Annotated in this window: 7 protein-coding genes and 4 pseudogenes; 4 read left to right on the forward strand and 7 right to left on the reverse strand. The window is 34.0% G+C overall.

The window, feature by feature from the left end:
• Window positions 1-112: 112 nt before the first annotated feature.
• The 3 pseudogenes from ONG78_RS05355 to wmk form a co-directional block, all read right to left on the reverse strand.
• A pseudogene (locus tag ONG78_RS05355) lies at window positions 113-526 on the reverse strand (hypothetical protein); the annotation flags it as partial.
• Between the two features lie 102 nt (window positions 527-628).
• Window positions 629-1,196: pseudogene (locus ONG78_RS07960) on the reverse strand (JAB domain-containing protein).
• A gap of 163 nt (window positions 1,197-1,359) precedes the next feature.
• A pseudogene (gene wmk, locus ONG78_RS05370) lies at window positions 1,360-2,257 on the reverse strand (WO male-killing family protein Wmk).
• Window positions 2,258-2,383: 126 nt separating this feature from the next.
• Here wmk and ONG78_RS05375 point away from each other — a divergent pair.
• Both ONG78_RS05375 and ONG78_RS05380 read left to right on the forward strand, forming a co-directional pair.
• Window positions 2,384-2,755, forward strand: a complete 372-nt coding sequence (locus tag ONG78_RS05375; RefSeq protein WP_264374776.1) for a transposase — start codon at window positions 2,384-2,386, stop codon at window positions 2,753-2,755.
• Between the two features lie 90 nt (window positions 2,756-2,845).
• Window positions 2,846-3,217 carry a transposase gene (locus ONG78_RS05380; protein ID WP_264377573.1) on the forward strand — a complete coding sequence of 124 codons (372 nt, stop codon included), beginning with the start codon at window positions 2,846-2,848 and terminating at the stop codon, window positions 3,215-3,217.
• Between the two features lie 650 nt (window positions 3,218-3,867).
• Here the strand turns inward: ONG78_RS05380 and ONG78_RS05385 are convergent.
• The 4 genes and pseudogenes from ONG78_RS05385 to ONG78_RS05400 all read right to left on the reverse strand — a co-directional run bounded on the left by ONG78_RS05385 (window position 3,868) and on the right by ONG78_RS05400 (window position 7,709).
• Window positions 3,868-4,266, reverse strand: a complete 399-nt coding sequence (locus tag ONG78_RS05385) for a group II intron maturase-specific domain-containing protein (protein WP_264377864.1) — start codon at window positions 4,264-4,266, stop codon at window positions 3,868-3,870.
• Window positions 4,267-4,294: 28 nt separating this feature from the next.
• Window positions 4,295-4,955, reverse strand: a pseudogene (locus ONG78_RS05390) (reverse transcriptase/maturase family protein).
• 22 nt (window positions 4,956-4,977) lie between these two features.
• Window positions 4,978-5,331: a reverse transcriptase N-terminal domain-containing protein gene (locus ONG78_RS05395; protein WP_264374769.1), complete on the reverse strand. Its 354-nt coding sequence runs from the start codon at window positions 5,329-5,331 to the stop codon at window positions 4,978-4,980.
• A 650-nt stretch (window positions 5,332-5,981) separates the two neighbouring features.
• Window positions 5,982-7,709: an ankyrin repeat domain-containing protein gene (locus ONG78_RS05400; RefSeq protein WP_264374768.1), complete on the reverse strand. Its 1,728-nt coding sequence runs from the start codon at window positions 7,707-7,709 to the stop codon at window positions 5,982-5,984.
• Between the two features lie 929 nt (window positions 7,710-8,638).
• Between ONG78_RS05400 and ONG78_RS05405 the strand changes: the two genes are divergently transcribed.
• Window positions 8,639-10,078 (forward strand): hypothetical protein, encoded by a 1,440-nt coding sequence (locus tag ONG78_RS05405; RefSeq protein ID WP_264377865.1) that lies wholly within the window; start codon window positions 8,639-8,641, stop codon window positions 10,076-10,078.
• Window positions 10,079-10,227: 149 nt separating this feature from the next.
• Window positions 10,228-12,168, forward strand: a complete 1,941-nt coding sequence (locus tag ONG78_RS05410; RefSeq protein ID WP_264377866.1) for an ankyrin repeat domain-containing protein — start codon at window positions 10,228-10,230, stop codon at window positions 12,166-12,168.
• Window positions 12,169-12,233: the final 65 nt, after the last annotated feature.

The following is a 12,233-nucleotide window of genomic DNA, read 5'->3' on the forward strand; positions in this document are numbered from 1 at the left end:
TCTACGGCACACTACGTCCACACACACTTAAAGTATTTATCCACAGTTACACTAATTTATAGAAAATGCAGATAAATTTTTTGTTGTTTTATAGCTAAATAACTTGTTGACAATAAAGACAGTATCTCCACTCTCCCTCATTACATGCATTTAGCCTTGCTCCAGCAGCTAGCGCTTCGTCTACAGCCTTGTGCAGTTCATTTGGACTTTTTGCTCTTACCACAGCACTTTTAAGCCAGCTCAACTTTTCTGCACTTGGCTTTATTTTTTGCAAAGCTGAAGCAAATGGATTCAACCCTTCTGGATAATCTGCTTGATTATTCAAAGGTTTTGTGCCATATATGTAGTCAAGTCCTTTTCCATAGTTGATTTTGTTTTCGTGAACGTTTCTGCTAGGGAAAGGCATTGTATCTTCCGGTTTTATCTCCTTCTGATTATTAATTTTGCTCACAAACTTAGACTGCTTTATATCAACGCCTTCAAGAGCACCAAATATTTTCTTCAATAACTTGTCTTTACTAGTAATATAACCCCCATATTAAAAATACTTTTTAAGTATATAAATCTTAGTTTATACACTCTATTACTCAGTATAAATTATAGTGAGTAGTTTTGCAAATACTTCCTACTATAACAATCCGTTTTCTCGAAAGCTGAAATAGCCTCCACTTGTGATGATAATATGGTCAAACAATTTTACGCTTACAGTACTACATGCTGCTGCTAAGCTCTTCGTTACTGCTTGATCTTCTTCTGACGGCTCTAAGCTTCCTCCAGGATGGTTATGTGACATTATTATTAATGTTGCATTTTTTATTAATGCTTTTTTTATAATCTCCTTTATGTATACCGGTGCTTTTTCCATTTCACCAATATAGGATTCTTCTCCGATGTAAGTCCATTATTGGCTCACTCTTAAGCTTTTCTCTGAGCACCCTTTCTAGTGTTTCCTTAACACACATAATCATTGCTACTGCAGAATCAGTCACTCCTTCTATAACTTTCAGGTCATCCATTTCTCTACCTAAAATTCTTCCTACTCCCGTATAAGTGTTCACCAGATTTTTAGCAATTTCTTGAGCTTGCGGCCTTTCATGTACTGCACTTAAAAATGTTTCCATTATTTCACGATCAAGTAGTGCTTTACCTTTGCTTTCTAATATTCTGAATTCGATTTCTTCTTTACTTTTATTCATATAATTTACCTTTCACTAACAACAAACTTTTTTTAAATATTTACTGCTGTTTTTTTATCAGCATTGGCATAGCTTTCGAGTGAAGTCAAATCAATTTTTCAATCTTTTTTACTTATTTTTTCATTAATAAGCGAAGATATTAATATATGATGATTTTTTTATTTTAAACTTGTTGAATTTCGTCTAAAGAGATGCCTACCGCTTGCAAAATAATATCAATAGAAATTCCTCCTTTCACTAAATCCTTTGCAATTTTCATCTTTTCTGCTCTTTTCACTTTCTCTTCGCAAATTTGCATGCTTTCAAACAGAGACTCTCTTAATGCATTACTTGGCTCTCAATTTCTTTGTATTCTTTTATCAAATCCTGTAGCTCATTTTCTACTTTACTACCTTCATCTATTAGTAGATCTGTAATATTAATCGATAACGCTTCTGCCATTTCATATAATTTATCAAGTGGAACAGCAGTCCTTCTTTGCTCATAGTTACTTATTTCATCACGTGTTGTATTCATTTTCTCAGCCAAATCCTTCTGAGTATATTCCCGTCCATTCTTTTATCTTTTTTCCTATCTTGTAGTATATAGAACCTGTTTTTTCTTCAACACATTCATCAGCAGACAGACCTATTGTTTTTGAAACAGTATCAACAGAAACTCCTGCTTTAACCAGACCTTTTGCAATTTTTATTCTCTCCGTTTTTTTACTATTTTTCTCACTAACTTGAACAAATTTGGTTAGTAAACAAAACATTCTACGTAATTCCTGATCATTAATCGTTTTATATTTTCTTACTAATTTCCTCTCCCTCATCTTCAAAACAGATTTTTTCATTTAATACAGGAATTAGGTCTACAATACCAATCGACAATATCTCTGCTATAGCATACAACTTTTCAATCGAAATTTTACGTGTTCCTTTTTCATATTGTAGTACTATTTGATACGTTACGCCGATTTTTCCCGCTAAATCTTTTTGAGTATAACCCTTTGCTAACCTAAAACTTCTTACCTTCTTTCCTACTTCGTGATCTAAAGAACTAGTATAGCTAACGGTCATTCTTTTTCATAACCTGCCATTTTAAAAGTTTCAGATAGAAATTTTGCTAGCATATGTTACCTTTGTTGAGAACTATAGTATTTCCCAAAGTAAATGATAAAGGTATAATAAGGTATTTGGGTTATAATGGCGTATAGTGTGGATTTAAGAGAAAAGGCAATATCGATGATAGGAAAAGGGAAGACGAAGGTTGAGGTGGCAGAGCTTCTGGAGATAGGAATAGCAACTTTGTACCGCTGGTTAAAAAAGAAAGCTGCTGGTGAAAGCCTCAAGCCATCTAAAAACGGCAGCTTCATTCGAAAAATAGACCCAAAAATACTCGAAGAATATGTTACAAAGAATCCAGATCATACTCTGGCAGAGATGAAACAAAATCTTGGATTTGGAATAAATTCAATTTGGTATAGACTAAAACAGCTAAAAATTACTTTAAAAAAAAGTCACACTATATCAAGAGCGCAATCAAGAAGCAGTTTATTGATAAAATCTCAAAAATAGACCATTCCAGCATCTTATATATAGATGAAGCAGGAGTTGATAATAAATTATACCGAGAATATGGACGTGCTCCAAGAGGAAAGAAAATTTATGCAGATATTCCAGCGAGAGAGAATCAGTATAGTAGCCGGGTGGATTGGAATGAGATTTATTGCACCAATGACTTTCAAAGGTGGGTGTGACAAAGAGGTATTCAATATATGGTTGGAGAAACCTAAATTGCCACTTGGCACAACCATAGTTATGGATAATGCTACATTTCATAAGACCACTAAAACAAAATCATTAATAGAGTCTTTTGGCTGTCATGTGCTGTATCTTCCAACATATTCACCAGATTTGAATCCCATAGAACACTGTTGGCATACCATCAAAAGCCGCCTCAGACCTCTAATGTATAAATGTACAGACTTACAACTTTTGGTTGGTAATACCATAATGGAAATTTATCATTCATTTTAGAAAATACTATACAAGCTGATCCGCCCCTGTTCTTCGCATCGGTACTCTCATCCTTGAAGTTTAGCTTCTTGGATTTCTCCCTTGTCATCGAAACGACAGGTTCCCGCAGTTCTACACAATAGCCTATAATAGTTTTCACGCCACCTATATGCCGGACGCCACCTACCCAGTAAGCAAGTTCCTTGTAGATCTATCCCAGGAGAGATGGGAGCTCCTGGTTTTGACGTCGTCTCAGCCCTTTCGACACTTCATCAGTGGTTCATTTTCATTCGCCTCTCTATTTCGTACATGACACGTATTTGTGCCTTTTCCATAACGCTCACTACCTTGACTCTTTATCAAAGCAGCTTATGGTTGTTTAAAGCCTGCTCTTGCAAGCCGACTTTGAGGGACCTTCCCTCATCTATTGTGCAGCTTAAGCACTTAGTTTGCTCATTTCTGATCATTCTTTGTGTCTCTACGGCACACCCCATCATCCGGCTTCTCTCTAATTTGGTATGCATACTTCCATGTAATTGATCGTGGCAGTGCTTATGAAGCAAGGATAGATTTTTCATGTTATTATTGCAATCTTGATGATGTACATGTGTTAAACCTAAACCAAAGATAACAATAATTACATTTACCTTGCTGTAACTTCAGTAATTTTATTACTCGTGATCTGGTAATTTACTTAAACGATTTCCCCAATATGGCCAATCTCCATCATACGGAGATCTATTTCCATTTACTTTGATATGTCGTTTAATAGCATGATCCCTATGTCTAATAAGATATAACTTGTTACTTACCATATATCTCCAATTGTCGTTACCATACTTTTTAAAGTATTTTCTTTTAACCCAACACCTTCTTTTGTCATGGTGTCTATAGACAGCCCATTTCCAAAGTTTGTTATGCATAGAGTAGTCTAATAAATTAAAGACTTTGCTTGAGACTACCGAGATGTAATATTGGCTCCAACCCCTTATTATTGGATTAAGTTCTTTTATTACAGCTTCTTGTGGCGCTGCTCGCAACTCTTTAAGCTTATGTTTTATAGATAACAAGTGTTGACTTATAGATTTACGACTTGGTTTACTTGTAACCTCTCTTATTTTGACGTGTTTGATAATGCCTTATTGAAAATCCAAGAAAATCAAATCCTGGCTTTTCCCCATTTAGGGATTTCAGTGTATGTGCAATTCTTGTCTTTGATGACTTTAATTCTAGTCCAACGGGTTTTAGCCATTTTTCAGTTAGAACCTTTGCCTTCATCACAAGTTCCTCGCTCTCGTGTAATACCACAAAATCATCAGCGTACGTAATTACACTAACTGAATTTTGCGCCTGCTTGCGAGACACCCTGCTATATTTCTTTTTCGCATATTGGAAAAGTTCTTCCTTAAGTTCTTCTTTGATATTCTGTTCTAGTCCATATAGTGCTACACATGCAAGTAATGGAGAAATTGCTCCACCTTGAATTGTGCCACGTTTGGTAGGACTGGACTTTCTATCTTCCATAATGCCTGCTTTCAACCATCCTTTTATAATTCTCTTTAAAGTTGGTGTGGTATTAAGTTTTTCAAGCAGTGCAGAATGTTTCAAAGCATCCGGAAATATCAGCATCTAGTATAAATGCTGTTTTCTGACCAAGTGCGATAAATATAGCTGCTATTGCATCATGACAGGATCTACCAGATCTAAAACCGTAAGTGTTAGGCTCAAACTTTGCTTCCCATTCCGGTTCTAGTGCCATTTTAACAAGTGTTTGCTTTGCTCTATCTGCTATTGGTAGGAATACCGAGCGGGCGATACTCCGATGACCTATCAGATTTTGGGATCCATACCCGTCTTGATGGCTTTGCCTTCTCTCTTATATTTAAGGAATTTGCTAATAGCAATCTTTCCTTTTTATTAAGATTAGACTTTCCATCAATGCCTGAAGTCTTTTTCCCTTTGTTATCCTGAGTTACCCTTCTAACAGCGAGCATTCTTGCACTTGTTGACTTTAGTAATAACCTCTGAAGATTATGCATCTTCATATCATTACATTGTGAAGCTCGGTAAATTCGTTTTTGTAGCTTAAATGAAGATTTCTCAAGCTTGCGCCAAATTCCATTCATACTTAACATTTTGTTGGCTCATAACATATTCACTACTATTCACAACTTTACCTTCCAAATTACAGTGTTTACGTCTGCATATCCCAAATATTACTTTAGGCATTAGCTTCTTAAACAATCCCTCCACATAGAAGCATTTAGTGGGCCACCTTCTTAGTTATCCTTTTTAAACAAAGGATAATAAGAGCTTCCATGTGGTTACTCCGTTCCATGAAATCTTTTCACGTTAACTTAGGTTCTTACTATTTGCCGGGAGGTTGAAAACATCTTAATTAGACCTTCTCATTCTAATTATTCATCTCTCCGTACCTTTTGGTTTATGCGTCTCAACTTTATTTCGCATATCACAAATAACGACAATTCAGACATAAGTTCCTTTCGTAACCATATCTAACTTTCTTAGGGGGGTTTATTATAAAGTTTAATATTACCCCTTTTTAATCCATGCTTGCACCTTAGAAAATCGCCACTTTCCTAAAGTGTGGATTATGCTTTCAACCCGATGTTAAGGCGGATGGAATTTAACCATCACGATTTCATGACTTTCGGGTCGCACGTTAAGTGTTTGTTTTGGATGTGTTGGTATATTAAATGTTCTACACAAACTTTTCTTTATATTAATTTATTTTTTGATTTGACACACTTTTTTGAATGTTTTCTCAACATTTCATTACCTTCTCTCTTTCTCCATTTCCTGGCTCAATATTTACACATGACATTTTTCTTTGAGGATGCCTTGATAGTGGTTTATACCCAGAAGGTCCTGGCTGTGATTTTGATAAATCTTCTATTGCCTCAAATTTTCTCTTTCTCTCTTGATAAGATTCATCTACTTCTTGACGGGTACTGGAAGGGAAAAGGTTTGACTGCACTGTATCAAGCATTTCCTTACTATTATAGTTTATCACAGCTTCAAGACACATCCTTTTGAACTCCTCAGAAGAATATTCATGGCTCTCAATTATCTGGGAAGAAAGCATTTTATGATTATAAGCTGCTAACATTGCATATTGTTCTTTTGGTGATCCTGCTTTATCTAATAGAAATTCTAACACTTCAATATCAACTTCAGCAGCAGCTTCTCTAAATGCTTCATAATTATTGGCCGCCAACATTGCATGTCGTTTTTCTGGCGATCCTACTTTATCTAATAGAAATTCTAATACTTTAATGTCAACATGAACAGTATTTACCCTAAACGCTTCATAATTATTAGCCGCCAACATTGCATGTCGTTTTTCTGGCGATCCTGCTTTATCCAATAGTAGCTCCAACACTTCAATATTACCTTCACTGGCAGCTATTCTGAGTGCTTGACAAGCATTAGCCACCAACATTGCATATTGTTCTTCTGGCAATCCTGCTCTATCCAATAAAAACTCCAATGCTTTAATATTACTTTCAGCAGCAGCTTCTCTAAATGCTTCATAATTATTAGCCACCAACATTGTATGTCGTTCTTCTGGCAATTCTACTCTATCCAGCAGTAGTTTCAACACTTCAATATTACCATTACCGGTAGCAGCTACTCTAAATACTTCATAATTATTAGCTGCCAATATTTTACTCTGTACATCTAGTAATTTCGCTTTATCCAATAGAAACTCCAACGTTTTAATATTACCACTGTCAGCAGCTGCCCTAAATGCTTCATAATTCTCCACTGCTAACATTGCATGTTGTTCTTCTAGTGATCCTGCTCTATCCAAGAGCAACTTCGACACTTTAATATTACCTTCACTGATAGCTTCCCAAAACGCTTCGTAATTATTAGCCGCCAACATTTCACACTGTAAATCTAGTAGTTTCGCTCTGTCCAATAGAAACTCCAACGTTTCAATATCACCATCATCATCTGCAGCTACTCTAAACGCTTCATAATTATTAGCCGCCAACATTTCACGCTGTACATTTGATGATTCTGTTCTATTCAATAAGAGTTTCAGTACTTCAGTGTGCCCTGCATAAGCAGCTACTCTAAATGCTTCATAATTATTAGCTGCCAACATTTTATACTGTACATCTAGTAATTTTGCTTTGTCCAATAGAAGCTCCAATACTTTAATATTACTTTCAACAGCAGCTTCTCTAAATGCTTCATAATTCTTCACTGCTAACATTGTATGTAGTTCTTCTGGTAATTCTACTCTATTCAGCAGAAGCTCTAATACTTCAGCATTATCATTACCGGCAGCTTCTCTAAATACTTCATAATCATTAACTGCCAACATTTTACACTGTAAATCTAGTAATTTCGCTCTGTCCAATAGAAATTTCAACGTTTCAATATTACCTTCAGTAGCAGCTTCCCTAAATGCTTTATAATTAGCAACCTCTATTAACATTTTATATTGAATATTTTTCTGTGATTGTGTGTTTCTGTTCATAAATTACCTCTAACCTATAGATACATTATGCAGCATAAATACTTAATAGTTTTTAACATTACTGTACTTACATTTTTGAGTACTATAAATGCTTATATTTTTTTTGTATACTTCTGCGATTTTTGCTTTCTTTAGGAAAATTTCTATTGCACTTTTATTATAAGATAAGCATAAACTTTTCTTACCATAATTCTTCTTTTCCATTTTTTAATGAATTAGTATTACATATTGCTAAAAATTTAAACAATATAACCATTTCCAGCGCTCAAAACCAAGAAGCGTGAGAACTGTTTTTCTTGGGATGCGTTGATCTACCAAACGATACATACGAACTTTTTTGTATTCTGACTTTGCTATACGCTAAAACTAGCCATATTAGCCCATTTTATCCATATATACATACGAACTGTTTTGCCTAAGCTTATGGAAATAATTTAAATCTTCTATTTTTATAACCTTATTTTTACGCAACTTGTTCTCAAAAATATACGATCTTTTTTGAAGGAGTAAACAATTGAATTGTTTATAACACTAGCTAGCATGGTATCTTCACTAAAATATTTTTTGAAAAAGTTAATTGACTTATAAATAATTCTCTACTAATACTGGCATGTGTTTGTTTATTCTGCTGAAGTTGCTCCATACAGGTTTGCTGTAAAAACTTCAGCAGTTTCCGTACTCCTTTAAAGCATAATCCATCACGCTCTTAATAATAGTGATATCAAATATAGGTCTTAACTATTTTAATCTATAGTAAAATTAGCTCAAATTTGCAGTCATAAGCAACTTTTAACCTATCTACATACTCCATTGTTACTCACCATAAAAACTTAACAAAAATATGAGTAGTAAAAAGATTGTGTTGAAATTAGCTTGACCAATATTATATATTGTACATAATATATTCTATATCTAGGCTAGGAGGTAGTATGGATACAGAGTCAGTAAAATATGTTGTAGAATCTATCAGTAAACAAAAGCTAGGAGAGGAATTAAATACTGAGCCATGGCATTCAAAAATTGAGCGTAATAGCAATGAGGAACCAACGCCTGAAGATGACATAACAGATTTAGATGATTATAGTTTGTTTGTTCAAGGAATAAGTAATCGTTCGGAATGTTATGACCTTGATCAGAGACATGAAACTAGGGAGGCTGTTGACACATGTGTAAAACATACATTGTCGTATCAGAGTGAAACTGATGATAGTGATTTATATTGGAAAAATTACTCTATTAGTCCAAGAGACTCTGCTTTAATTAAGTTAGATCTACTACTGACTGAAAGTGAGAGAAGTCTAATTGATGAATTTCGTAAAGAGTTAAAAGATGTAGTAACAAAAAATGATCAAGGTTATAGGGATAAGCATGAAAATTTTACAAACACTGCTTTAGAGCGTATAGAGTGCATAACAAATAAATATTTGCAAAAAGGGATAAGACTCAATTCAAAATATAACGATGATAAGTATACTATAACAAGTTTAATTTTTAAGGAAATAAGAAATATCCCTGATAGAATACGACAGCATAAGGGATTACCACCTTATGAGAGTTTATCAGACGATAGTGAGACTATAACAAGTTTAGTTTCTAAGGGAATAAGAGATATTCCTGCCTACGAGGGTGTATCAGATGATAAAAATATAGGTATTATACGCAATATCATGAGTAATTTACTATTAAAAGGTGGAAGAGTAAAATGCAGTTCCTTTTATGATGATAAGTTATTGTATGCAACTTATGGGTTCAGTTATGAGATTTTTGCAGAACGTGAAGAAATCGATAACAAGCTAAAAAGTGTAGCAGATGAAGGTATTATAAACAGTAGTGCCCAAGGCAAAGCTTTACACGTAGAAATGGATAATGGATATTTTTATGTAAAATATTCGCAAGATAGCACTGTTGAGGTTGCAAAAGTTATAAATAATCCAAAAGTGAAAGATTTAAGTTTTAGACATCATATATTTCATGTTGGAAAGAGTATAGTAAGAGTTGAAAATGTAGGAGGAAAAAGAAATTATACAGACGTTTTAGAAGGTGGCATTGAAATGTCTTTTACTACTGAAGTAGGAAAGATTAGTATTCATCTACGTTCTAGTGATAAAGACAACAATAAAATTGAAGTAAAGATAAGTGACGATGACAAGAAGAAACTTGATCAATTAAAAGATAAGGAAGAAATAGGAGAAAATTGCTTACTTGGTGGATATTCAGTACATGATGCGATTAAACGAGGATATTTTGAAAAACATGAAACACTACGTCAATCTTCTGAAAAAATTACCTTATCTAATGAAAAGAAAAAAAATAGTTGGTGTGAGATAGTAACAAATTCAAAACAGACAACAAGCCGTACTGTAGGGTAAATGCTAAACTGCTTGATTGTCTAAAGATCTTATATTACTCACCATAAAAACTTCACAAAAGCTTAACGACGTGAGTAGTAAAAAGATTATTGACTTAATGTTACATATTGCATACAATGTATCATATATCTTAGCTTAGAGGGATAAGTATGGGTGAGTCTACTGGGATAGTAAAATCTATTATCAATCTACTAAAACCAAAATCCAAACCAGAGCCATCTGATTTTGAATATGAATCAATTATAGAACATCTATCATCTAAAGAGCATTTATTAAATGAGCTGATGAATGATATGTGGTACTCAGGAGACTTACCATCAGTCAGAAACTATAATGAACCATTATCTTTGATAGATAGCAAACTTGGATTAAGTGAACAGATTTGTGTTTGGTTTGCTCTAGATCATGACCTTACACCAAGTCAAAAAAATTTAAACAAAAAGTTACTTAGTGCTCTAAAATGTTTAACTTCTAACTGTGGTTCATTTGATAATACTGAGCCCCTTGAAGAATTTTTACATGATAATAGAAACAATAAAGATTTAAAAGTAATTCTTAACCTAAGAAGAGGAGAATCTCAATCAACAGTATTGCATGCGATTGCAGGAGCAAACATTGGTGGATTTCGTCGCACAGGAAATCAGGCTATAGATTTACTCTTAGAAGCAGGCGCAGATCCTAACATACAAGATAATAAAGGAAAAACACCATTATACCTTGCTGCTGCCAAAGGTCACCACGATAATGCAAACTCTCTTCTTTTGAAAGGAGCTAAACCTAATATAACAAGTAGAAAGGGTAAAACTCCACAACGAATAGCAACTAATAACCTCTGCTATGATATTGAAGAATTATTTTTAACTGGTAAACAGAAAAAGATGAATAAGGAATTGTATGACTTACTTGTACTCGATTCAGACTGCACTAAAAATTTAAAGGAGTTTTTAAGTAAGCATAAAAGAGATTCAGACCTAAAAGTAGTGCTAAATATTAGGCAAGGAATGGGTGAATCAAAAGTGTTTTCGTATGTTGATCGTTTTGCTTGGGATAATGAAGATCTTGCTCAAGAGTTAAGAAAAATATTTCTAGAAGCAGGAGCATTAGATTATGGTATAAATATTTATCGTCAGCAAAAGAAAAGACAGGTCAGTAAATTACTCGTTAATTTAACCTCAAATCAAAAGGAAAAGTTAAATGAGTTTTCTGATAAGGTGTTTCAGGCTCAAAACATGGCTGAAATTGAAGAGATTGTAAACGATGCTATAAAGTCTGGTGTACGATTAAACTATTCTCTTTCACAAGATTTCTTTTCAGGTAATGAGTACACTTTTACCGATTATGTGATGAAAAAAATCAGTGAGTTGGAAAAAAATCCTAAAGTTGCTAGTAATATAATATGTCAATTAGTATCAAAAGGGGCAGTGTTTGGTAATACAGTTGATGCTAACACACTGACATCAGAATTTAAAGAGCATAAAACTAACCTAAAAAAAGCTTATATAGATTATGTTAGCAATTCTCATAAGTTTATTGAAATCGCAAAAAGTGCAACCAATAGCGAGCTAAAAGATGCAAGAATAGACAACTCCGTTTTTTACTTAGAATATTCTAAAGATAGTAAAATAGACATTATAAAGATAACAGATGGGGTAAGGGATTTAGGTCTAACCGATGGAGATGTAAAATGTGGAAGAAATATAGTAAAGATCGGTAAAAGTGAAGTAGAAATTAAAACTGAAGATGGCATAAGGAATTACACAGATCTTACAGAAGGTAGCAGTATAGTATTAACTTTCTATACTAGTTTGGGAAATGTAGACGTTAGGCTGTATCCTGACGTACAGAATAAAAGCAAAATTATAGTAGAAGTGAGTAATAGAGAAGAAATATTAGAAAAATTCAAAGGTCGCGAAGAAGAGTTAGGCAATGATTGCGAGCTTGGTAACTACTGGGTCTACGATGCTATTGAACAGGGATATTTTGAAAGATCTGGTGGATTAATGCGTCCTGAAGTAATAAGCGAGTCTAACAACAAATGGACAGAACGTGAAGAGTTAAGAAGGGTTTCTAGGGAGGAAATTACTAGGTAGAAAGTATTAACTAAGATGATTAGTAATCTAAGAAACGAATTGTCTTAAGCTCTACACGGGAGTGT

The organism is Wolbachia endosymbiont (group B) of Philonthus cognatus (assembly GCF_947179345.1).
In the GTDB taxonomy this organism is placed as follows: Bacteria; Pseudomonadota; Alphaproteobacteria; order Rickettsiales; family Anaplasmataceae; genus Wolbachia.